This window comes from uncultured Mailhella sp., assembly GCF_944324995.1.
Taxonomy (GTDB): Bacteria; Desulfobacterota; Desulfovibrionia; order Desulfovibrionales; family Desulfovibrionaceae; genus Mailhella.
The window spans coordinates 53,669-76,604 of record NZ_CALUYL010000001.1 but is presented as its reverse complement, the minus strand read 5'-3'; the positions used below and the strand labels follow the sequence as shown (position 1 = coordinate 76,604).

14 protein-coding genes and 1 tRNA gene are annotated in these 22,936 nt (G+C 60.3%); 9 read left to right on the top strand and 6 right to left on the bottom strand.

Annotated features, from left to right (window positions below):
• Positions 1-1,229: 1,229 nt before the first annotated feature.
• Positions 1,230-1,655: a hypothetical protein gene (locus Q0K02_RS00340; protein ID WP_294483912.1), complete on the bottom strand. Its 426-nt coding sequence runs from the start codon at positions 1,653-1,655 to the stop codon at positions 1,230-1,232.
• Positions 1,656-1,720: 65 nt separating this feature from the next.
• Here Q0K02_RS00340 and rpoB point away from each other — a divergent pair, with 65 nt between their 5' ends.
• The 3 genes from rpoB (at position 1,721) to Q0K02_RS00325 (ending at position 11,728) form a co-directional block, all read left to right on the top strand.
• Entirely contained in the window at positions 1,721-5,893 is a 4,173-nt protein-coding gene (rpoB, locus tag Q0K02_RS00335) for a DNA-directed RNA polymerase subunit beta (RefSeq protein WP_294483910.1), read from the top strand.
• 155 nt (positions 5,894-6,048) lie between these two features.
• On the top strand, positions 6,049-10,257 hold the full coding sequence (gene rpoC / locus Q0K02_RS00330) for a DNA-directed RNA polymerase subunit beta' (RefSeq protein ID WP_294483908.1): 4,209 nt from the start codon (positions 6,049-6,051) through the stop codon (positions 10,255-10,257).
• A 376-nt stretch (positions 10,258-10,633) separates the two neighbouring features.
• Positions 10,634-11,728, top strand: a complete 1,095-nt coding sequence (locus Q0K02_RS00325) for a glycosyltransferase family 8 protein (protein ID WP_294483906.1) — start codon at positions 10,634-10,636, stop codon at positions 11,726-11,728.
• A 230-nt stretch (positions 11,729-11,958) separates the two neighbouring features.
• Here Q0K02_RS00325 and leuB read toward each other — a convergent pair whose 3' ends face one another.
• The 5 genes from leuB to Q0K02_RS00300 all read right to left on the bottom strand — a co-directional run bounded on the left by leuB (position 11,959) and on the right by Q0K02_RS00300 (position 17,789).
• A complete protein-coding gene (gene leuB, locus Q0K02_RS00320; RefSeq protein ID WP_294483904.1) occupies positions 11,959-13,032 on the bottom strand; it encodes a 3-isopropylmalate dehydrogenase in 1,074 nt (357 codons plus the stop codon).
• A gap of 111 nt (positions 13,033-13,143) precedes the next feature.
• Positions 13,144-13,656 carry a 3-isopropylmalate dehydratase small subunit gene (locus tag Q0K02_RS00315; protein WP_294483902.1) on the bottom strand — a complete coding sequence of 171 codons (513 nt, stop codon included), beginning with the start codon at positions 13,654-13,656 and terminating at the stop codon, positions 13,144-13,146.
• Entirely contained in the window at positions 13,656-14,936 is a 1,281-nt protein-coding gene (gene leuC / locus Q0K02_RS00310; protein WP_294483899.1) for a 3-isopropylmalate dehydratase large subunit, read from the bottom strand. The genes Q0K02_RS00315 and leuC overlap by 1 nt, the downstream gene beginning before the upstream one ends.
• Before the next feature lie 340 nt (positions 14,937-15,276).
• Positions 15,277-16,566: an L-serine ammonia-lyase, iron-sulfur-dependent, subunit alpha gene (locus Q0K02_RS00305; protein ID WP_294483898.1), complete on the bottom strand. Its 1,290-nt coding sequence runs from the start codon at positions 16,564-16,566 to the stop codon at positions 15,277-15,279.
• 2 nt (positions 16,567-16,568) lie between these two features.
• Entirely contained in the window at positions 16,569-17,789 is a 1,221-nt protein-coding gene (locus Q0K02_RS00300; RefSeq protein WP_294483897.1) for a dicarboxylate/amino acid:cation symporter, read from the bottom strand.
• 310 nt (positions 17,790-18,099) lie between these two features.
• Between Q0K02_RS00300 and Q0K02_RS00295 the strand changes: the two genes are divergently transcribed.
• From Q0K02_RS00295 to pheS, 6 genes are all read left to right on the top strand, one after another.
• Positions 18,100-18,175: transfer RNA gene (locus Q0K02_RS00295), tRNA-Val, on the top strand.
• Positions 18,176-18,251: 76 nt separating this feature from the next.
• A complete protein-coding gene (gene thrS / locus Q0K02_RS00290; RefSeq protein ID WP_294483895.1) occupies positions 18,252-20,198 on the top strand; it encodes a threonine--tRNA ligase in 1,947 nt (648 codons plus the stop codon).
• Position 20,199: 1 nt separating this feature from the next.
• Entirely contained in the window at positions 20,200-20,736 is a 537-nt protein-coding gene (infC, locus tag Q0K02_RS00285; RefSeq protein WP_294483894.1) for a translation initiation factor IF-3, read from the top strand.
• Positions 20,737-20,981: 245 nt separating this feature from the next.
• On the top strand, positions 20,982-21,179 hold the full coding sequence (rpmI, locus tag Q0K02_RS00280; RefSeq protein ID WP_077071977.1) for a 50S ribosomal protein L35: 198 nt from the start codon (positions 20,982-20,984) through the stop codon (positions 21,177-21,179).
• Between the two features lie 107 nt (positions 21,180-21,286).
• A complete protein-coding gene (gene rplT / locus Q0K02_RS00275) occupies positions 21,287-21,640 on the top strand; it encodes a 50S ribosomal protein L20 (protein WP_294445933.1) in 354 nt (117 codons plus the stop codon).
• A gap of 165 nt (positions 21,641-21,805) precedes the next feature.
• Positions 21,806-22,846, top strand: coding sequence for a phenylalanine--tRNA ligase subunit alpha (gene pheS / locus Q0K02_RS00270; RefSeq protein WP_294483891.1), 1,041 nt, complete (start codon positions 21,806-21,808; stop codon positions 22,844-22,846).
• The last annotated feature ends 90 nt before the right edge of the window (positions 22,847-22,936 follow it).

Here is a 22,936-nt window from a genome sequence, read left to right as displayed (position 1 = left end):
TCCACGGCGTCTCGTCGAAGTGCCCAGGGAGCGAAAGGGCGCGTGCCTATCGGCTTGCCGCTGTGAGAGGTTGGGAGCACAAGACGGTTGTTCGGGCGGGGAGGGGGCTTCGGCCCCGGGATGCCCAGGGGCATGATGAAGACGCAGTGGACAACGTGGCGTCCGTCCCGCGAGCGGGGGATGCCCTCTGCGTTGCGGCGAGCCTGTGGGGCGGAGACCATGCCGTGACGTCCGCAACGGCTATTCCTGCGCCGGGGGAAAGTCTGCGCGGGCAGGGCGAGCTGGTGCGGACTCGGCGGGACTCTTCCGCCGGAACGGAGTCGTTGTGTTTTGATGTGCTTCGGCAGAGATGCTGAGAATCGGTCGGTTCCTGACGTCCTCGGTCTTCGGTGATTTCGGGCGGTGTCGAAACGTTTTTGGGGGAGAGCAGCCGCCGAAGAGCGTCGCTTCCGCGCTCCGGATCCGTCGGTCCAGAAGGAAAGGTTGAGGTCGGCAGGTGCGGGGAGCTCGACGGACTGCGGCTGCGCCGAAAGCTCGGCAATGGAGGGCGTGCGCAGCGAAGCGCGGAGGGGAGAGCGGAGGGGAGAGCCTCGGTCGGCGAAAGCGCTTTGCCCCGCAACTGGGTAAATGCCTTGCAGGCCGGGCCGCCGTTTTTTCTCGATGAATCTTGCCTGATGGGGGCGTCATTGCCGAGAGCTCAACCGGGGGAAGGAGAAGAGCATTTGCCGCGATGTAGGAATCATTGCCGGGAGCAGGGCAGGCAGGCCGAGTTGCCTCGGTGCAGGGCGTCATTGTCACCCCGGAGCGCGGCAACGGAAATGAGGGCATGGAATCGCTCGACGCTGAACAGTCGGTCGCCTGTCCCGGGACGTGAGGGGCACGACAATCAGGAAAAGGTCGGGGAGTGGGGCGGGCAGGTCTGTTCACGGCAACAGGGGAAAGAGGAAACATGCATCCGAGTCTTTCTCTTGTCCCCACGATCATATTTCGTGCGCTGTGTACTTGATCCAGAACTCGCCTTCGTCAGTTGTTCGTTTGCCTGTCTTGCGCGGATGCGGCAACGGTTTTGCACAGGTCAGCACCCGCTCAAGTGTTTAAAAAAGGAGCAGAGTGCCGTGAAAAGGGGCGGGCGCGGCGCAGAAATGCGGGCCAGGGCGCAAGCCTCGTGGTATTTTCTCCGAAAATAGGTTGAGAAACGAATCCGTCCGGCGAAGTTGTGGCGTTTTCCCTCATTTTCGGCGGACGGATGAGAACTTATGCGGCATGAACGTCGGCCCGGCAGCAAATGCCGTGCGGCCGTCGTTGTTTCGACAAAGGAAATTGAAGATCGAACTTTTTCTGCTGCATTGATTTTTTTCGGAAAAATGGAGAAAAAGCAGAAAAATTTCACTTGTCAACAGAAACGGCAATTGTTTTTTAGAAAAAAATGAGCTATCCTGAAATATGGAAAAGGTGTCATGAAAACACTTGCTATTTGCCTGATAAGGGGTTAGTCTGACTGACTCATTAGGATAATCTCTACGGACGGATATGCAGGCATCACACATTGAACGCTCCATATAACCAGATGCCATAAACCGCAGGCAACGCCCCTTCCAAGGCATGGAAAGGGGGGCTTTGTTGCCTGTTTTTTCGCGTCTGCCTTTCTGTGTCAAGGCTTTCTTCCGTACGTCAATTTTCCGGCGCAGGGCCGGACAACTGCCATTCTTGAGGTAAAGTAATGGGTCAGCTTACGAAGCAATTCGGCAAAATCAAAGTGTCCATTCCCATTCCGCACCTTTTGAATCTTCAGGTGGACTCTTACAGCGCCTTCCTTCAGGAAGGCCGCAAGGAATCGGAACGCGATCCTCATGTCGGACTCGAAGGAGTCTTCCGGTCGGTGTTCCCCATCGAAGATTTTAATCGCACCGCCAGCCTGGAATATCTGGGCTATGAGATAAGCGAGCCAAAGTACGACCAGGCCGAGTGCATCTCCAAGGGTCTGACCTACGAAGCTCCCGTGCGCATCAAGGTACGTCTCGATATCTACGACGTCGATGAAGCCACAGGCGCCCGCACCTACCGCGACGGCAAGGAGCAGGACATCTATTTCGGCACGCTTCCGCTGATGACCGAAAAGGGCACCTTCATCGTCAACGGCACGGAACGCGTCATCGTCAATCAGCTGCAGCGTTCTCCCGGCATCATCTTCGAGCACGACGGCGGCAAGACGCACACCTCCCGCAAGGTGCTCTATTCCTGCCGTGTGATTCCCATGCGCGGTTCGTGGCTCGACTTCGACTTCGACCACAAGGACATCCTCTACGTGCGCATCGACCGTCGCCGCAAGATGCCCGCCACCATCCTGTTCAAGGCCATGGGCATGTCCAAGAATCAGATTCTCGACACCTTCTACAAGAAGGAAGAGTATCGTCTGGACGGCTCCCGTCTGTTCATGCGCGCCGACGCCGATCTGTACGCCAACGACAAGGATCGTCTCGCCTACAACGACATCCTCGACGCCGAAGGCAACGTGGTGGTCAAGGCCGGCAAGAAGCTGAACAAGCGCGACTGGAGAAAGATTGCCGGAGCCGGCATCGAATTCATCGAAGTGGCTCCCGATTCTCTCCAGGGCCTGTTCCTCGGCGAAGACGTGGTCAACGCCGCCACCGGCGAAATCATGGCCGAAGCCGCCGACGAAGTGACGCCTTCCCTGCTCGATCAGCTTCAGGAAGCGGGCGTGACCACGCTCAGCATTCTGCACACCAAGGGCGCCGACACCTCCTCCTCCATCCGCGATACCCTCATGCTCGACAAGACCACGAGCACCGAGAAGGCGCAGGAGGAAATCTACCGTCGTCTGCGTCCGAGCTCTCCGCCCACGCCCGAAATTGCGGCCAGCTACTTCGACAATCTGTTCCGCAATCCCGACTACTACGATCTGTCCGCCGTGGGCCGCTACAAGCTCAATCTGCGCCTCGGTCTCACCACCGACAAGGACGTGCTCACCCTCACCGACGAGGACATCATCACGGCCATCAAGGTGCTCGTGACCATGAAGGACACCAACGGCGCGCCCGACGACATCGACCATCTGGGCAACCGCCGCGTGCGTCTCGTGGGCGAACTGGTGGAAAACCAGTACCGCATCGGCCTCGTGCGCATGGAACGCGCCATCAAGGAACGCATGAGCATTCAGGAAGTGGCCTCGCTCATGCCTCACGATCTCATCAATCCCAAGCCCGTGGCGGCCGTGCTCAAGGAATTCTTCGGCACCTCCCAGCTGTCGCAGTTCATGGATCAGACCAACTCCCTCTCGGAAGTCACGCACAAGCGTCGTCTTTCCGCTCTGGGCCCCGGCGGTCTTACCCGTGAGCGCGCGGGCTTTGAAGTGCGAGACGTTCACACCTCCCACTACGGCCGCATCTGCCCCATTGAAACGCCTGAAGGCCCGAATATCGGCCTCATCGTTTCTCTGACCACCTACGCCAAGGTGAACGAATACGGCTTCATTGAAACGCCCTACCGCGTGATCCGCAACGGCTGCCGCACCGATGAAATCGTGCATCTCGACGCTTCCTGCGAAAAGGATCAGATCATCGCCCAGGCCAACGCTCCCGTGGATGAAAACGGCCGCTTCATCGAAGAGAACATGACCGTCCGCTCTACCGGCGGCGACGTGCTCATGGCCAGCCGCGACGAAGTCACCCTGCAGGACATTTCGCCGAGCCAGATGGTGTCCATTTCCGCCGCGCTCATTCCCTTCCTTGAACACGACGACGCCAACCGCGCCCTCATGGGTTCGAACATGCAGCGTCAGGCCGTTCCGCTTCTGCGTTCCGAACGTCCTCTCGTGGGCACCGGCATGGAATACGACGTGGCCCGCGACTCCGGCGCCTGCCTGCTCGCCGAAGGCGACGGCGTGGTCCGCTACGCCGACGCCGAACGCGTCATCGTGGCCTACGACAACCTTTATCTTGAAGACCGCGGCGGCGTGCGCAGCTACGATCTTCTGAAGTACCACAAGTCGAACCAGAACTCCTGCTTCGGCCAGAAGCCCACCTGCTACCCCGGTCAGCGCGTGAAGAAGAACGACGTGCTCGCCGACGGTCCCGGCATCGAGAACGGCGAACTGGCCCTCGGCAAGAACCTGGTGGTGGCCTTCATGCCCTGGTGCGGCTACAACTACGAAGACGCCGTGCTCATCTCCGAGCGCGCAGTGAAGGACGACATCTACACCTCCATCCACATCGAGGAATTCGAGGTTGCCGCCCGCGACACCAAGCTCGGACCGGAAGAAATCACCCGCGATATTCCCAACGTGGGCGACGACATGCTTCACAACCTCGACGCGAGCGGCGTGATCCGCATCGGCGCGTCCGTGAAGCCCGACGACATTCTCGTGGGCAAGATCACGCCCAAGGGCGAAACGCAGCTCACTCCTGAAGAGAAGCTGCTGCGCGCCATCTTCGGCGACAAGGCCCGCGACGTGAAGAACACCTCCCTCAAGGTTCCCCCGGGAATCGAAGGCACCGTCATCGACGTGAAGGTGTTCAACCGCCGTTCCGGTGAAAAGGACGACCGCACCCGCGAAATCGAAGCCTACGAAATCGCCAAGCTCGACCGCAAGGAAGCCGATCACGTGCGCGCCCTCACCGAGCGCACCCGCGAACGCATGCGTCCTCTCATGGAAGGTCAGGTGCTCGCCGTGGACATCGCCGGCAAGCGCAAGGGCGAAGTGCTGGCCGCGGCCGGCAGCGAACTCACCTGGGACGTCATGCTGGAGTTGCCCATCAAGCGTCTGGCCGACATCCTGCGCAACAAGGACGTCAACGATCAGATCGTCCACATGCTGGAAGCCTACGACCGCCAGCTCGAAGTGGTGAAGAAGCTCTACGACTCCAAGCGCGAAAAGGCCACCGAAGGCGACGATCTGCCTCCGGGCGTCATCAAGATGGTCAAGGTTCACATCGCCATCAAGCGTAAGCTTTCCGTGGGCGACAAGATGGCCGGCCGTCACGGCAACAAGGGTGTGGTCTCCATGATCCTGCCCGAAGAAGACATGCCCTTCTTCAAGGACGGCCGTCCCGTGGACGTCGTGCTGAACCCCCTGGGCGTGCCTTCCCGAATGAACATCGGTCAGATCATGGAAACGCATCTGGGCTGGGCCGCCAAGGAACTCGGCCGTCAGCTCGCCGAAATGGTGGACAACGGCGTGGCCATGGATGAGCTGCGCCGCGAGGTGAAGGACATCTTCGCCGCCGATCTGCCCGCCGCCCGCGCCGACGGCATGACCATCGACGAACTGGTGGACAGCATGAGCGACGAGGAGCTGCGCAAGGCCGTGCTCGGCCTGCGCAAGGGCATCATCACCAAGACCCCCGTGTTCGACGGCGCGCAGGAAGAGCAGATCTGGTCGTGGCTGGAAAGAGCCGGTCTGCCCAACGACGGCAAGACCGTGCTGTACGACGGCCGCACCGGCGAACCCTTCGCCAACCGCGTGACCACGGGCGTGATGTACTACCTGAAACTGCATCACCTCGTCGACGAAAAGATTCACGCCCGTTCCACCGGCCCCTACAGCCTGGTGACGCAGCAGCCTCTCGGCGGTAAGGCCCAGTTCGGCGGCCAGCGTCTCGGTGAAATGGAAGTGTGGGCTCTGGAAGGCTACGGCGCGTCGTACCTCCTGCAGGAATTCCTGACGGTCAAGTCCGACGACGTGGCCGGCCGCGTGAAGATGTATGAAAAGATCGTCAAGGGAGACAACTTCCTTGAAGCCGGTCTGCCCGAATCCTTCAACGTTCTGGTCAAGGAACTCATGTCCCTCGGCCTCAATGTGAATCTTGAACAGGAAGAACCCAAGAAGCCGGCCAAGCCCCGCTTCTTCGTGAACACCCCTGTCATTGAAGAATAAGACGGGGCGCTGCCCCGGAATCCGCCCGGGTCGCCCCGGGAGCCGCATCGGCCTTTTTTGGCCGGTGCGGCGCGGATATTTTCCGCAGGAGACCGGATGCTCCGTTTTCCTGCTCAGGCAAAGATGAATCCAACCCTCTTGCCAGGGAGATATAGATGAGTCTGGACGATCTGTTTACTGTCCGTGACACGGCGGCCACCTCCAGCGTGTCGAACATCCGCAATCTGAATTCCATTCAGATCACGCTCGCGTCGCCGGAAAACATACGGGAATGGTCGTACGGCGAAGTCAAGAAGCCGGAAACCATCAACTACCGTACGTTCAAGCCTGAACGCGACGGTCTTTTCTGCGCCAAGATCTTTGGTCCCGTCAAAGACTACGAGTGCAACTGCGGCAAGTACAAGCGCATGAAGCACCGCGGCATCGTCTGCGAAAAGTGCGGCGTTGAAGTCATTGCCTCCAAGGTGCGCCGCGAGCGCATGGGCCACATCGAACTGGCCGCGCCCGTCGCCCACATCTGGTTCCTGAAGACCCTGCCTTCCAAGATCGGCACCCTGCTCGACATGACCATGGCCGATCTGGAAAAGGTGCTGTATTTCGACTCCTACGTGGTGCTCGATCCCGGCTCCACCAACCTGAGCCGCATGCAGGTCATCTCCGAGGACCAGTACCTTCAGATTCTGGAACGTTTCGGCGACGAAGCCCTCAAGGTGGGCATGGGCGCCGAAGCCATCCGCGGCCTTCTCGAAGAGCTCGATCTGCCTGCCCTCAAGGTGAAACTGCGCGAAGAATCGCAGGAAACCAAGAGCCAGACCAAGAAGAAGAAGCTCACCAAGCGCCTGAAGATCGTGGAAGCCTTCCTCGAATCCAACAACAAGCCGGAATGGATGATTCTGGAAGTCATTCCCGTCATTCCGCCGGATCTTCGTCCTCTGGTTCCGCTGGACGGCGGCCGCTTCGCGACCTCCGACCTCAACGATCTGTACCGCCGCGTCATCAACCGCAACAACCGTCTGAAGCGCCTCAAGGAACTCGGCGCGCCGGACATCATCATCCGCAACGAAAAGCGCATGCTTCAGGAAGCGGTGGATGCCCTGTTCGACAACGGTCGCCGCGGCCGCGCCATCACCGGCACCAACGGCCGTCCGCTGAAGTCCCTGTCCGACATGATCAAGGGCAAGCAGGGCCGTTTCCGTCAGAACCTGCTCGGCAAGCGCGTGGACTACTCCGGTCGTTCCGTTATCTGCGTCGGTCCTTCGCTCAAGCTCCATCAGTGCGGTCTGCCCAAGAAGATGGCTCTGGAACTCTTCAAGCCCTTCATCTATTCCGAACTGGAAAAGAGAGGCTACGCTTCCACCATCAAGAGCGCCAAGAAGATGGTCGAACGCGAGGAACTCGTGGTGTGGGACATTCTCGCCGAAGTGGTGCGCGAATACCCTGTGCTCCTGAACCGCGCGCCTACCCTGCACCGTCTGGGCATTCAAGCCTTTGAACCCCTGCTCGTGGAAGGCAAGGCCATCCGTCTGCATCCGCTCGTGTGTACGGCCTACAACGCCGACTTCGACGGCGACCAGATGGCCGTGCACATTCCGCTTTCCGTGGAAGCGCAGATCGAATGCCGCGTGCTGCTCATGAGCACCAACAACATTCTCTCGCCCGCCAACGGCAGCCCTGTCATCATTCCTTCGCAGGACATGGTTCTCGGCCTGTACTACATGACCGTGGACCGCTCCTTCTGCAAGGGCGAAGGCATGGTCTTCTGCGGCCCCTGGGAAGTGGAAGCCGCCTACGACGCCAAGCAGCTCGACCTGCATGCCCGCATCCGCGTGCGCATGGAAGACGGCAATCTCGTGGACACCACCTGCGGCCGCGTGCTCGTGTGGGAACGTCTGCCTCACGTGCTGCCCTTCGAGGAAGTCAACAAGGTGCTCACCAAGAAGGCCATCGGCAAGCTCGTGGGCATCGCCTACAAGGCCGCCGGCATCAAGAACACCGTCATCCTGTGCGACCAGCTGAAGAACATCGGTTACGAGTTCTCCACCCGCGCGGGTATTTCCATCGGCCTCAAGGACATGACCATTCCTGCCCGCAAGAAGGCCATCATTGCCGCCTCTCAGGCCGAAGTGGACGACATCGAACAGCAGTACCGCAACGGTATCATCACCCGTACCGAAAAGTACAACAAGGTGGTTGACGTGTGGTCGCAGACTTCCACCACCATTTCCAAGGAAATGATGAAGGAAATCTCCGTCGATCACGTGGTCGATCCGAAGACGGGCCGCGAAGCCGACGACACCAGCTTCAACCCTATCTTCATGATGTCCAACTCCGGTGCTCGAGGCAACGCGGACCAGATGAGACAGCTCGGCGGCATGCGCGGCCTCATGGCCAAGCCTTCCGGCGCCATCATCGAAACGCCTATTACGGCGAGCTTCCGTGAAGGCCTTACCGTGCTGCAGTACTTCACTTCGACGCACGGCGCCCGCAAGGGTCTGGCCGACACCGCTCTGAAGACCGCTAACTCCGGTTACCTCACCCGCCGTCTGGTGGACGTGGTGCAGGACGTCATCGTGTCTCAGGAAGACTGCAACACCGTGGACGGCATCGAAATGACCGCCCTGCGCGAAGGCAACGAAATCAAGCTGCCTCTGCGCGACCGCATCATCGGCCGTGTGCTGCTGTACCCCGTCATGCATCCCACCACCAAGGAACTGCTGTTCCCGGCCAACACCCTGGTGGATGAAAAGGTGGCCAACGCCCTCGACGAAGCCGGCGTGGGCACCGTGACCATCCGTTCCGCCCTGACCTGTCAGGCCGAACGCGGCGTGTGCGCCCTGTGCTACGGCCGCGACCTGGCCCGCGGTCATCTCGTGAACGTGGGCGAAACCGTGGGCATCATCGCCGCTCAGTCCATCGGCGAACCCGGCACGCAGCTGACCATGCGTACCTTCCACATCGGCGGCACGGCGTCCGCTCAGGTCGCCAAGTCCAGCTTTGAGGCCCAGAACTCCGGCCGCATCAGCCTGACCCGCGTGAAGTCCGTCATCAACCGCGACGGCATCGCCATGGTCATCGGCAAGAGCGGTCAGCTCACCATCGTGGACGATCAGGGCCGCGAAGCCGAAAAGTACATCCTGCCCAACGGCGCCCGCCTCTACGTCTCCGACGGCGAGGAAGTGGTGAAGGGCAAGATGCTTGCCGAATGGGATCCGTTCAACGAACCCTTCATCACGGAAGTTGACGGTTTCATCCGCTTCAAGGACATCATCGAAGGCAAGACCGTGCAGGAAAAGATGGACGAGGCCACCCGCCAGTCCACCCGCACCATCATGGAATACCGCACCACGAGCTTCCGCCCGGCCATCGACATCACGGCGGAAGACGGCACCATCAAGTCGCGCACCTCGGCGCAGGGCACCGGCTCCATTCCGGCCACCTACACCATGCCGGTGGGCGCCCTTATCATGGTGAAGGACGGCGAGGCCGTGCAGGCCGGCGACATCATCGCCCGTAAGCCCCGCGAAACCTCCAAGACCAAGGATATCGTGGGTGGTCTTCCTCGCGTGGCCGAGCTCTTCGAAGCCCGCAAACCCAAGGAAATGGCCGTGGTGTCGGAAATCTCCGGCATCGTGGAATACGCGGGCGAATCCAAGGGCAAGAGAAAGCTCATCGTGCGGCCTGAAGTGGGCGAAGCCAAGGAATACCTCATTCCCAAGGGCAAGCACATCACGGCTTCCGACGGCGACTATGTGGAGGCCGGCGAGCCCGTGACCGAAGGTCATCCGGAGCTGCACGACATTCTGCATACCCGCGGCGAAAAGTATCTGGCCCGCTACCTCGTGGACGAAATCCAGGAAGTGTACCGCTTCCAGGGCGTGGGCATCGACGACAAGCACATTGAAGTCATCGTCCGCCAGATGCTGAAGAAGGTCACCATTCTCGATCCGGGCCAGACCACGTTCCTCGTGGGCGAGCAGGTCGACAAGGTGGAATTCAAGGAAGAGAACGACAAGGCCATTGCCGAGGGCCGTCAGCCCGCCGTGGCCGAACCGCTGGTGCTCGGCATCACGCAGGCCTCTCTGAGCTCCCTGTCGTGGGTGGCCGCGGCCTCCTTCCAGGAAACCACCAAGGTGCTCACCGAAGCTTCCCTCAAGGGCAAGCACGACTACCTGCGCGGCCTCAAGGAAAACGTCATTGTCGGCCGCCTCATTCCTGCGGGTACCGGCTATCGCGAATACGTCAACCAGAACATCGAGGTTCCGGATCAGAAGGAACGCCCCGACAAGTTCCTGGAAGACCTTGAGGAACGTCCCATCATCGCTCCTGATATCGAAACCGGCATCAACAACGCGATAAACGACTAAACAGGGCGGGGGAGATTTTCTCCCTGCGCCTGAAATACGAGGCCGACGCCTTTTGCTCCTGACGGAGCACGGGCGTCGGCCTCGGCGTTTAATGGCGTGCGGGGTGGCAGATTCGACAGGTGCATGGACAAGCCGGTTTTTTCCCGCTCAAGAGTGGAATGTTGTCGCCCCGTCTTGACAGGCCTCGTCTGTTCGCGGACATTGGGAAGTGACTGGATTCGGAGTACGAAAAAGGGACGTCTGTAGGTCGTGAGAGTCCCGCATGCGGCAGACGATGAAGTGCGTCGGTCGACGTTTTCGATTTTGCAGCCATGAGGAGAGCTGGATTTCTTTTCAGAATGAAGTTCGGCTGTGTTTTTCTGTGACGGAGAGCAAAATGTCTGAACATACCCTGCTTCCTCCCGTGTTCAAGCGGGCGGTTCCCATTGTTTTCGGCGCCGACGACGGCTTTTTTATTCCGCTTGTCGTCTGCATTCAGTCCATTGTGGAGAATGCGTCCGCCGATGAGTGCTACGATATCGTTGTGCTTGCCAACAGGTTCAATGAGAAGTACACGGCGCTTCTTCAGTCGATTGCCGAGGACAGGAATAATGTTTCCATCCGCGTGCACGATGTGGAGCCCTTCCTTCAGCAGTGGGACATGAGCAAACTCAAAACGGGGCACAGGCTGTCTCTGGCTACGTATTACAGGCTTTTCATTCCCGATCTGATGAAGGATTATCATAAGGTGCTGTACATCGACGGCGACACCGTTGTTCTCGAAGATCCGGCGGTGCTGTACGGCACGGATATTTCCGACTGCTATGCCGGCGTCGTGCGGGACTACAACATCATCCGGGACATGAGCATGAGCTTTCGTCATCATGTGCAGCAGGTGCTGCAGATGCCGGATACCGGTGCGTATTTCAACGCCGGAGTCCTTTTGCTGAATCTTGATCTCATTCGTCGGGATTTTTCGCTTTCTTTCCTTATGGAACAGGCGGAGCTCAAGGGAGCCAAGCATCACGATCAGGATGTGCTGAACAGTCTGTTCTATGGAAAGGTGCGTTTTCTTCCGCCTCGATATAATTCCATGTGGCAGAATGAGGAGCTTTATGCCCCAGTGGCGGGCGGAAACGATGCCGTGCATCATCCGGCCATTGTACATTATCCGGGGGGCGGCAAGCCTTGGCTCAAGGGCGGCGCGTTCCGTAAGGCAGCCGCTCATTTCTGGAAGTATGCCGTTTGCTGTCCGTACGCGGCGCAGATTAAGGAGGTCTGTCGCCAGGACTGTGCCCGCAGCGTAGAGGGCTATGCCGCTCAGCGGAGACAGTATGTCTGGTATTTTTTCCTCTCGCTGCTGCTTTTCGGCAGAAAGCGCAGACATTATGCGGAAAAGGTTCGGGCCATGCGCCGGTCGCTTGCGGAAACGGAAAAATTGATGACGAAAGGCGAAGCGGCGCTTCCCTGGCATGAGGAGAGCAGGGCGTAGTTTTGAGGCGGCCCGGGATAAAGGCGCAAACGAACCGAGCTCTGTTGAAAGAAAATATTTTTATGGGGAGTCAAGCGGCGTCGCCCTTGTCTTTCGAGGCGATCAGGCGGTTATCGGCGGGAAGATAGACGTCTGATCGAAAAATATTGAAGGCGCTTCACACAAAAGGGAAGGAGCTTTCCGATGTCCGGATTGCTCCTTCCCTTTTTAATTACATCAGCAGATGCTGGTCAGATTCTGTCGCAGACGGCCTTGCCCATTTCCGTGGTGGAAACGGGGGTGATGCCGGGTTCGGCGATGTCGCAGGTGCGGATGCCCGCTTCGAGCACGGCGGTGACCGCGTTGTCGATGGCGGTGGCTTCCTTTTCCAGACCGAAGCTGTAGCGCAGCATCATGGAGACGGACAGGATGGTGGCCAGCGGGTTGGCGATGTTCTTGCCCGCGATGTCGGGGGCGGAGCCGTGGCTCGGCTCGTAGAGGCCGAAGGAGCCGTCGGCGAGGCTGGCGGAAGGCAGCATGCCGAGAGATCCGGTAATCATGCTGGCTTCATCGGAAAGAATGTCGCCGAACATGTTGGACGTGAGAATGACGTCGAACTGACCGGGACGATACACGAGCTGCATGGCGGCGTTGTCCACGTACATGTGGGAAACGGTCACTTCGGGGTAGTCGGCGCTCATTTCGTTGACCACGCGACGCCACAGACGGGAGGTTTCCAGCACGTTGGACTTGTCCACGCTCACGAGGTTCTTCTTGCGGGCCATGGCCGCGTTGAAGGCCACCTTGGCGATGCGGCGGATTTCCATTTCGCTGTAGCGTTCCACGTCGTAGGCTTCCTGACCGTACTTGCCTTCGCGCCAGCCGTGTTCGCCGAAGTAGATGCCGCCGGTGAGTTCGCGCACGATGACGAGATCCATGCTGTCGCCGATGTTCTCATGCTTGATGGGGCAGGCGCCGCTCAGGGCCTTGTGCATGATGGCGGGGCGCAGGTTGGCGTACAGGCCGAGCCCTTCGCGGATTTTGAGCAGGGCCTTTTCGGGGCGCTCGGGGCCGGGCAGATTGTCCCACTTGGGGCCGCCCACCGCGCCGAGCAGCACGGCGTCGTTCTTTTTGCACACGTCCACGGTGTCCGCGGGGAAGCAGGTGCCCACGGCGTCGTAGGCCGCGCCGCCCATGAGCAGATGCGTGAACACGAATTCATGGCCGAACTTCTGTCCGACCTTTTCAAGAACCTTGAGGGCTTCGGTCACGATTTCCGGGCCGATGCCGTCGCCGGGAATGACCGCAATGTGATACGTTGCCATGGCGTTGTCCTTTATGGCTGAAGAAAAAGGTTGCGAAAGCGCCGCCGGCGCATTTCGTGGAAAAAAGACCTGTGAGGCCTGCGCGGTTGCCGTCCGCTGCGGCAGGCAGGGTCAGCGCGAGGCGCGCAGTTTTTCTATTTTGGCCTTCGAGTAGTTCACCAGACCGCCGCAGGCGATGAGGTTCTGCATGAAGGGCGGGAAGGGCTCGGCCTGGAAGGTCCGGCCCGTGGTTTCGTTGGTGATGACGCCGGTTTCAAAATCGACGCTCACCGTGTCGCCGTCGTGAATGTTTTTCGCCGCCTCGTCGCATTCGAGAATGGGCAGGCCGATATTGAGGGCGTTGCGGAAGAAAATGCGCGCGAAGGTGGAGGCGATGACGCAGGAAATGCCCAGGTACTTGATGGAGAGCGGCGCGTGCTCGCGGGAGGAGCCGCAGCCGAAGTTCTTGTGCGCCACCATGATGTCGCCGGGATGCGCCTTCTTCACGAAGTCGGGATCTTCCGACTCCATGCAGTGGGACGCGAGTTCCTTCGGGTCCGTCACGTTGAGATACTTGCCGGGGAGAATGACGTCGGTATTGACGTCGTCGCCGAAAACAAAGGCTTTGCCGTGCGCGTTCTGCATCAGTCGTTACCTTCCTTGTCCATGATTGCTTCAGGGCTGACGATGCGGCCCGCTATGGCCGAAGCGGCCGCCACGGCCGGGCTGCACAGATACACTTCCGACTCCACATGGCCCATGCGGCCCACGAAGTTGCGGTTGGTGGTGGAAAGGCATTTTTCGCCCGCGGCGAGAATGCCCATGTGGCCGCCGAGGCACGCGCCGCAGGTGGGGGTGCTCACGGCGCATCCGGCTTCCATGAAGGTGCGTATGTAGCCTTTTTCCATGCATTCCATGTAGATGGAGGGCGTAGCCGGAATGACGATGACGCGCAGCCTGTCGCTGATCCTGCGGCCCTTGAGAATGCTTGCGGCCATGGCCATGTCTTCCATGCGGCCGTTGGTGCAGGAGCCGATGAACACCTGATCGAGTTCCACGTCGCCCACTTCGTCGATGGTGCGGGTGTTGGAGGGCAGATGCGGGAAGGCCACCGTGGGACGGATGGCGGAAAGGTCGATGTCGATGGTCTTTTCGTATTCGGCGTCGGGGTCGGCCTCGTAGGCGGTCCAGTTCTTTTTGCAGTGCTTTTCGAGGTAGGCGCGGCACACGTCGTCCACGGGGAAGGTGGCGTTTTTGGCTCCGGCTTCAATGGCCATGTTGGTCATGGAGAAGCGGTCGTCCATGGAGAGGTTGGCCACGCCGCTGCCGGAAAATTCCATGGAGCGGTAGAGTGCGCCGTCCACGCCGATGAGGCCGATGATGTGCAGCATGACGTCCTTGCCGCAGACCCACTTGCCGGGCTTGCCCGTGAGGTTGAAGCGGATGGCCGCAGGAACCTTGAACCAGTTTTCGCCCGTGGCCATGCCCATGGCGAGATCGGTGCTGCCCACGCCCGTGGAGAACGCGCCGAGCGCGCCGTAGGTGCAGGTGTGGGAGTCGCCGCCGATGATGACTTCGCCGGGCGCCACAATGCCCTGTTCGGGGAGCAGAGCGTGTTCTATGCCCATGCGGCCCACGTCGAAGAAGTGGGTGAGTTCGTTTTCGCGGGCGAATTCGCGGCAGACCTTGCACTGCATGGCGGCCTTGATGTCCTTGTTGGGAGCGAAGTGGTCGAGCACCACCACAACCTTGTCCTTGTCGAAGACCTTGTCGGCTCCGGCCTTGCGGAATTCGGGAACGGCCAGCGCTATGGTGATGTCGTTGCCCATGACCACGTCGAGCTTCGCTTCAATGAGCTGGCCTGCGGTCACGCTTTCGAGTCCGGCGTGCGCGGCCAGTATTTTCTGAGTTACGGTCATGCCCATAGGGATATATCCTTGTAGAAATGAGAATGTGCATTGTTCCCGTTTGTCGGGGCAGCAGCAAAAAGTCCTTTCACGATAAAATAGCGGTTTGTGCTTGTCCAGAAGAAAGAAGGCAGACCTCTGGGCAGGACATAAGATTTCTCTGAAATAAGCCTGTCGTTTCTTGCGGATGCCCTGACGCGGGCGGCGCGTTGGCGGTCTGAGGGGGGGGCGGCGCTCAGGAATTTCTCCGTGACGGCAAAGAAACATTCCGGCGGCGGGAGAAGAGCGGGGCGTTTTTTTGCATAAAAAAACAGACGGAGCGCCGGGCCCCGTCTGTTTTGCGTCTGTTTGTCCGGTATCAGGACTTGTGCAGCATGATGTCGAGAATGACCTTGTCGGCCTCCTTCATGCCTTTGGAGCCGAGGCGTCCGAGATTGGCGATGCAGGCCTCGATGTCGTCGTCCACGATGCCTTCATTGCCGGGCACCACGGTGCCGTTGAGGGCGAGCAGCACGGCCTGAATGCCCGCGCCCACGGCCGTGGCCACCTTGAGGGCGCAGCTGCTTTTGGCTCCGTCGCAGATCATGCCGGAAACGTTGCCCACCATGTTGCGCACGGTGCGTTCCATGTCCTTGAGGCCGCCGCCGAGCAGCAGGGCAATGCCGCAGGCCGAGGCCGTGCCCGCCACCATGGCGCCGCAGTGGGCGGAAAGGCGGCCGAGGTGATGCTTGATGTGGATGGACGTGAGATGACTCACCATGAGGGCGCGGGCGAGCTTTTCGTCGTCGGCCTGGGTGCGGATGGCGCAGGCCACCACGGGCATGGTGCAGGTGATGCCCTGATTGCCGCTGCCGGAATTGCTCATGACGGGCATCATCACGCCGGCCATGCGCGCGTCGGCCGCGGCGGCCGTGAGCTTGGTGGCGAAGGTGGGCAGATCGTCGGCGAGCATGTGATTGCGGATCTGCATGTCCATCATCTTGCCCACGCCGAGGCCGTACTGCTGACGGAGTCCTTCTTCGGCCACGCGGCGGTTCATGCGCGCGGCTTCCAGAATGAAGCTGATTTCCTCAAGCGGGGCCGTAACCGCAAATTCGTAGATTTTGGCCAGCGTGAGCGGCCAGGGCTTGTCTGCGTTTTCGGCGTCGGCGCTCTCCTGATTCTTTTCAAGGACGAGTTCGCCGTTTTTCCACACACGGGTGATGTTGTCGTGGCTGCCCGCAAGTTCCGCGGCGGCGCTTTCGTTTCCGGCATGCACCGTGACCAGGCAGTAGAGAAGCTGATCGTTGTCGGCCAGGTGCAGACGCACGGCGTCTTTGGCAAGCATGTCGCGCGCGGCCTGCGCCGTGGCTTCGTCGAGATCCTTCAGGCATTCCAGCCCGAGGGAGCTTTTGCCGCCGAGCGCGCCTGCGGCCGCGGCCACGCCGAGGCCCATTTCGCCCGTGCCGGGCACCATGACGCCCATGCCGTTCTTGAGAAGATTGGCGCTCACGGCCACGTCCATGCGTTCGGGAGTTTTGCCGAGTTCCTCGGCCGCGCGGGCCGAGCACAGGGCCACGGCGATGGGTTCCGTGCAGCCGAGCGCGGGCACGACTTCCTTGTGCAGCAGAGAAAGAAAGATGGAGCGTTCCTGTTCGTTCATGCTCATGGTTACGCCTCGTTCTTGTGCTGGAGTTCGCCGAGCTGTTCGTTGCGGTTGAAGATGCCTTCGAGCATGAGCGTGAGCGCGCCGTCGCCCGTGATGTTGCAGGCCGTGCCGAAGCTGTCCTGCAGGGCGAAGATGGCGATGAGCAGGGCCACGCCGTTCTGATCGAAGCCGAGCACGCCGGTCACGATGCCGAGGGAGGCCACCACGGTTCCGCCGGGCACGCCCGGAGCGCCCACGGCGAAGATGCCGAGCAGCAGGCAGAAGAGAATCATGACGCCGACGCTCGGCAGCGTGCCGTAGAGCATGAGATGCAGGGTCATGCAGAAGAAGGTTTCGGTGAGCACGGAGCCGCACAGATGCACGGTGGAGCCGAGCGGAATCATGAATTCCACGAGGTTTTTGCTGAGCACGCGGGACTTGCGGGCGCATTCGAGGGCCACGGGCAGGGTGGCGGCGCTGGACATGGTGCCCACGGCGGTGAGATAGGCGGGAGTGTAGTAGCGGAACACCTCCCAGGGATTGCGGCCGGAGAGCGCGCCGCCGATGCCGTAGAGCACGGCAAGCCAGATGAAGTGGCCCACGATGACGATGAGCACCATGGAGATGAACACCGGCAGATGCAGGCTGAGCGAACCTTCATAGGCGAGGCCGAGGAAGGACATGCCCACGAAGAAGGGCAGGATGGGAATCATGATGCGCACCACGAGGGAGCTCATGACGCGTTCGAGTTCGGCGAAGATGCGGGCCAGGTTTTCCGATTTGGTCCAGGTGATGGCCACGCCGAAGAAGAGGGCAAGGACAAGGGCGCTCATGACGCTGAAGAGCGGGGGAATGTCGAGCCGGAACACGATTTCGGGGAGCTTGCGCAGCGCTTCCGTGGAGGTGGCGATGGAAAGATGGGGGATGATGATGTAGCCGGAAACGGTGGAGAAAAAGGCCGCGCCGATGGAGGAGAGATAGGCGATGGCCACGGCGGTGAACAGAATTTTGCTGGCGTTCTGGCCGAGGCGGACGATGGCCGGGGTGATGAAGCCCACGATGACGAGCGGCACGAGGAAGAAGATGATCTGGCCGAAGATGTAGCGCAGGGAGACCACGGCGTCCATGATGTGGTGCAGAGGGCTTTGCGTGTTGTTGCCGAGGTAGGTGCCTATGAGGGAGCCTATCACGATGCCGGCCAGAAGTTTGAGAATTAGCGAGAAGTCGGCGGCTTTTGCGGACATGTTGATCCTCCATCATTAAAAGTACGTTTTTGCGCTGTTAGCACAGGAATGTCCTTCGCGCAATACGGGGCTTCGAGAGAGAAGGCGGAAAACGCCTGGAGGACGCGCGTTTTCGCCGGTCGGGAGGGCGGGCGGCGGCCCGGGAAAAAGCGGAAGCATTGCGCGCGCTTTTCATCGCGCGGGAGGGCGCAAACCTGCCCGAAGCAGGGCCCGCGGAGGCCCGCCGCGGGGAAGAAAGTGAAAAATTCTTGTAGAAAATGCTTGACGAACCGGGGAAAGGTCTATAAGAATCGTCCTCACCGAACAATAAAGGCGCGTAGCTCAGGTGGCAGAGCACTTCCTTGACACGGAAGGGGTCAGCAGTTCAAGTCTGCTCGTGCCTACCACAAAAAATCATCGGAAAGGGAGGCAGCGCCTCCCTTTTCTTTTTTGTTTTATCAACTGTGATTTTTGGAGTTTCCCATGCAGATATCCGTAGAAGGAAAGTTGGTTGAGGCCGCCGACGGCGCATCCTGCGCCGAGGTGCTGAAGCAGGCTCTTTCCGGCAAACGGTTCAAGGCCGCTCTTGCCTGCCGCGTGAAGACCGCAGACAAGGAAACGCTGCTCGATCTTTCTGCTGCAATGCCCGCCGATGCGCTGGAAGCCGCCCCCGTGACGGCTGAGGACCCCGAAGGGCTTCAGCTGCTGCGTCATTCCACTTCCCACGTCATGGCCGCCGCCGTGAAGAGACTGTTCCCCGACGTGAAGGTCACCATCGGCCCGTCCATCGACTCCGGCTTCTATTACGACTTCGACACTCCGCGTCCCTTCTCCCACGACGACCTTGAAGCCATTGAAAAGGAAATGCGCGCCATCATCGCCGAGAACGTTCCCTTCGAGCGTTCCGTGATGAAGAAGAACGACGCCGTTGCCCTGTTCCGCGACAAGGGCGAGAACTACAAGGTGGAGATCATCGAGGGCATCGATGCCGACACCGTGTCTCTGTACCGCTGCGGCGACTTCCTTGATCTCTGCCGCGGACCGCACATTCCCGGCACGGGCGCGGTCAAGGCCTTCAAGCTGCTTTCCGTGGCCGGAGCCTACTGGCGCGGCGACGAAAAGAATCCCATGCTCTCCCGTATTTACGGCACGGCCTTTGCGGACGAAAAGGCCCTCAAGGAATATCTGAACGCCCTTGAGGAAGCCAAGAGACGCGATCATCGCCGCCTCGGCAAGGAACTCGGCCTGTTCTCCTTCCATGAAGACGTGGCCCCGGGCATGTCCTTCTGGCTGCCCAAGGGCATGATGCTCCGCACCATTCTCGAAGACTTCCTCGTGCGCGAACATCTCAAGCGCGGCTATGAGCTCGTGCGCGGCCCGCAGATTCTGCGCCGCGAACTGTGGGAGCGTTCCGGTCACTACGATCACTACCGTGAAAACATGTACTTCACGGAAATCGAAGGCGACGTTCACGGCGTGAAGCCCATGAACTGCGTGGGCCACATGCTCATGTACGGCGAAACCCTGCACAGCTATCGCGATCTGCCCGTGCGCATGTTCGAGCTCGGCGTGGTGCATCGTCATGAAAAGTCCGGCACGCTGCACGGTCTGCTGCGCGTGCGCCAGTTCACCCAGGACGACGCCCACATCATCTGCACCACCGATCAGCTGGAAGACGAAATCATCAACGTCATGCATCTTTCCGCCGACCTGATGGATCTTTTCGGCTTCAAGTACCGCATCTTCATTTCCACCCGTCCCGAGGACAGCATCGGCTCCGACGCGGACTGGGAAAACGCCACGAACGCGCTCATCAAGGCCGTGGAGAAGGAAGGCAAGCCCTACCAGATCAACGAAGGTGACGGCGCGTTCTACGGCCCCAAGATAGATATCAAGGTCACCGACGCCATCGGCCGCGAATGGCAGCTTTCCACCATTCAGGTGGACTTCACCCTGCCTGAGCGCTTCGATCTCGTGTACGTCGGACAGGACGGCGAACGTCATCGTCCCGTCATGGTGCACCGCGCCATTCTGGGTTCGCTGGAACGCTTCATCGGCGTTCTCACCGAACATTACGCCGGCGCCTTCCCTGCCTGGCTTGCTCCCGTGCAGGCCCGCATCGTCAACGTGACCGACGCCCAGATGGATTATGTCAAGGAAATGAAGGCCAGCCTCGTTGCGGCCGGTATCCGCGTGGAAACCGACCTGCGCAACGAAAAGCTGGGCTTCAAGATTCGCGAAGCCCAGATGGCCAAGATTCCCTACGTCCTCGTGGTGGGCGACAAGGAAGTGGCCGACAGAGGCTTCAGCGTCCGCCTGCGTTCCGGCGAGAACATCGGCTTCCGCTCCGTGGAGGACGTGATCGCCATGATCAAGGCGGACAGTGAGGAACCGTTCAAACGTGGAGGTATGAGCTATAGCTTCGCCTAACATGAGACCTCGCCGCGACGTGCCTCAGGACGGCGTGCGCCGCAACGAGCAGATTCGTGCCCGTGAAGTACGGGTGATTGGTCCGGAAGGTGAACAGGTCGGCATTCTTCCCTGTTCCGATGCTATCGCCATGGCCCATGAGGCCGGCTACGACCTCGTGGAAGTGGCCGCCAATGCGGAACCGCCCGTGTGCCGCATCATGGACTTTGGCAAGTTCAAGTACGAACAGCAGCAGAAGAAGAAGGAAGCCAAACGCAACCAGACCGTAGTGCAGATCAAGGAAATCAAGGTTCGTCCCAAGACCGACGATCATGACTACGAAACCAAGCTGCGCCACATTCGCCGCTTCCTCGGAGACGGGGACCGCTGCAAGGTGACCGTGTTCTTCCGCGGACGCGAAATCGTGCACAAGGACCGCGGCGAATCCATTCTGACCAAGATCATCGCCGACACCGCCGATGTGGGCAAGGTCGAACAGGCTCCCAGCGCCGAAGGCCGCACCCTTCAGATGCTGCTCATTCCTCTTCCCAAGAAGTAGTTCATACCCGGCGCGGCGGACGTTTTGTTCCGTCGCGCCGGAGGAATTTTCGCGGGAAACCGCGATGAACGGAAGATGCTTCCGTTCCCGGAAGGAACCGGCAGAGCGCGCGGAGCGTTGTCGTTCGCGCTTCGGGCCCCATTTTTTACTTGCGGATTATGCGAAAATGTTGCATAGTCGGTTCTTTCTGATGCCCAAATCGCGCGCGTTGTATTCGGCGCGTCGCGAATACCAAGGAGTTGGTTATGCCCAAGATCAAGACCAGCCGTTCCGCCGCCAAGCGTTTCAGCACCACCGGCAGCGGCAAGTTCCGCCGTCGTCGTCAGAACCTGCGCCACATCCTCACCAAGAAGGATGCCAAGCGTCGTGCCCGTCTGGGCAAGGGTGCTCTCGTGGACAGCGCGAACCTGAAGGCCGTCAAGCGCCTCATGCCCTACGCCTAAGTCCTGCCCGTGCAGGTCGCGTAGATTTTCAAATTTCGCCGCCTCTTGCGGCTCAACTCCCGCTGGCCTGATCTCCGCCTCGCGGGACTGAATGTGGAGGATATTCCATGCGTGTAAAGAGAGGTCTTGCTGCCCATCGTCGGCACAAGAAATATCTGGATATGGCCAAGGGCTTCCGCGGCGGCCGCAGCCGTCTGTATCGCATCGCCCGCGAAGCCGTCGAACGTTCTCTGAACTATGCCTTTGAAGGCCGCAAGCTCCGCAAGCGCGCCTTCCGCCGCCTGTGGATCCAGCGCATCAACGCCGGCGCCCGCATCAACGGCCTGTCCTATTCCCGCCTGGTCAACGGCCTGAAGCTCGCCGGCGTGGAAATCAACCGCAAGATGCTGGCCGACCTCGCCGTGCGCGAAAAGGCCGACTTCGCCGCCATCGTCGAACTGGCCAAGTCCAAGCTGGCGTAAGTTCCCATTTCGGAACAGCCCGCGGCCCTTGCGGCCCGAGGCACCAGATGAAGCTTTTTGGGGAGTTTTTCCCCGCAAGGGGGTGCAGGGCCTTGGCTCTGCACCCCCTTTTTCATATCTTTCCTTCAGGCGCGCCCAGGGCGCAGCCTGCCACAAGGCCTTGCCATGGATTTCCTTGAACAATTGAACGGACTGGTCGGCAAGCTCGATGAACGCTTGAACCGCATCTCGTCTGAAGCGGAACTGGAAGCGGCCCGCGTGGACTTTCTCGGCCGCAAGGGGCAGCTTGCCGAACTCATGTCGCACATGCGCGAGCTCTCTCCCGAACAGCGCCCGGCCTTCGGTCAGGCCGCCAACGCGGTGAAGCAGCGCCTCGTGGAACTCTTTGAAGCCCGCCTCGCCCGTCAGGAACAGGAACGGGAGGCCGCCTTCCTCGCCGGATTCGATCCCAGCCTGCCGGGCCGCACCCTGTGGAACGGCTCCCTGCATCCCATCACGCTGGCCATGCAGGAAGTGTGCTCCGTGTTCCAGCACATGGGCTACGAAATTGCCGGCGGCCCCGAGGTGGAAACCGACTTCAACTGCTTTGAAGCCCTCAACATGCCGCCGGAACATCCCGCCCGCGACATGCAGGACACCCTCTACATCACCGACAAGGTGCTGCTGCGCACCCACACCTCCTGCGTGCAGGTGCGCACCATGATGAACCGCAAGCCTCCGCTTGCCGTCATCGGACCAGGCAAGGTGTACCGCCGCGACTCCGACGTGACCCACACCCCCATGTTCCATCAGATAGAGGGCCTGCTCGTGGACAAGCACGTCACCATGGCCGATCTGCGCGGCACGCTCACGGCCTTCGTGCGCGCCGTGTTCGGCGAAAAGACCCGCGTGCGCTTCCGTCCCAGCTTCTTCCCCTTCACCGAGCCCAGCGTGGAAGTCGATATGTCCTGCACCCAGTGCGGCGGTCACGGCCACGTGAACGGTCAGCCCTGCCGCGTGTGCAAGGGCTCCGGCTGGCTTGAAATTCTCGGCAGCGGCATGGTCGATCCGGCGGTGTTCGCCTCCGTCGGCTACAATCCCGACGAGGTTTCCGGCTTCGCCTTCGGCCTCGGCGTGGAGCGCATCGCCATGCTGAAATACGGTCTTACCGATCTGCGCATGAACTTTGAAAACGACGTGCGCTTCCTCCATCAGTTCCCTGCGTAGAGGAAGGAATATGCGGTCGGGAAGGACTTTTTGCGCCTTCCCTGCTCCCGTCTTCCGCACAGACTCGCTGACTGCCGCGGGCTGCGGAAG

Excerpts from the sequence above, each read along its gene's own strand:
- rpoB (WP_294483910.1), top strand. The coding sequence starts at position 1,721 with ATGGGTCAGCTTACGAAGCAATTCGGCAAAATCAAAGTGTCCATTCCC.
- Q0K02_RS00300 (WP_294483897.1), bottom strand. The coding sequence starts at position 17,789 with ATGTCCGCAAAAGCCGCCGACTTCTCGCTAATTCTCAAACTTCTGGCC.
- leuB (WP_294483904.1), bottom strand. The coding sequence starts at position 13,032 with ATGGCAACGTATCACATTGCGGTCATTCCCGGCGACGGCATCGGCCCG.
- pheS (WP_294483891.1), top strand. The coding sequence starts at position 21,806 with ATGGATTTCCTTGAACAATTGAACGGACTGGTCGGCAAGCTCGATGAA.
- thrS (WP_294483895.1), top strand. The coding sequence starts at position 18,252 with ATGCAGATATCCGTAGAAGGAAAGTTGGTTGAGGCCGCCGACGGCGCA.
- Q0K02_RS00325 (WP_294483906.1), top strand. The coding sequence starts at position 10,634 with ATGTCTGAACATACCCTGCTTCCTCCCGTGTTCAAGCGGGCGGTTCCC.
- Q0K02_RS00315 (WP_294483902.1), bottom strand. The coding sequence starts at position 13,656 with ATGCAGAACGCGCACGGCAAAGCCTTTGTTTTCGGCGACGACGTCAAT.
- rplT (WP_294445933.1), top strand. The coding sequence starts at position 21,287 with ATGCGTGTAAAGAGAGGTCTTGCTGCCCATCGTCGGCACAAGAAATAT.
- infC (WP_294483894.1), top strand. The coding sequence starts at position 20,200 with ATGAGACCTCGCCGCGACGTGCCTCAGGACGGCGTGCGCCGCAACGAG.
- rpmI (WP_077071977.1), top strand. The coding sequence starts at position 20,982 with ATGCCCAAGATCAAGACCAGCCGTTCCGCCGCCAAGCGTTTCAGCACC.
- Q0K02_RS00305 (WP_294483898.1), bottom strand. The coding sequence starts at position 16,566 with ATGAGCATGAACGAACAGGAACGCTCCATCTTTCTTTCTCTGCTGCAC.
- leuC (WP_294483899.1), bottom strand. The coding sequence starts at position 14,936 with ATGGGCATGACCGTAACTCAGAAAATACTGGCCGCGCACGCCGGACTC.
- rpoC (WP_294483908.1), top strand. The coding sequence starts at position 6,049 with ATGAGTCTGGACGATCTGTTTACTGTCCGTGACACGGCGGCCACCTCC.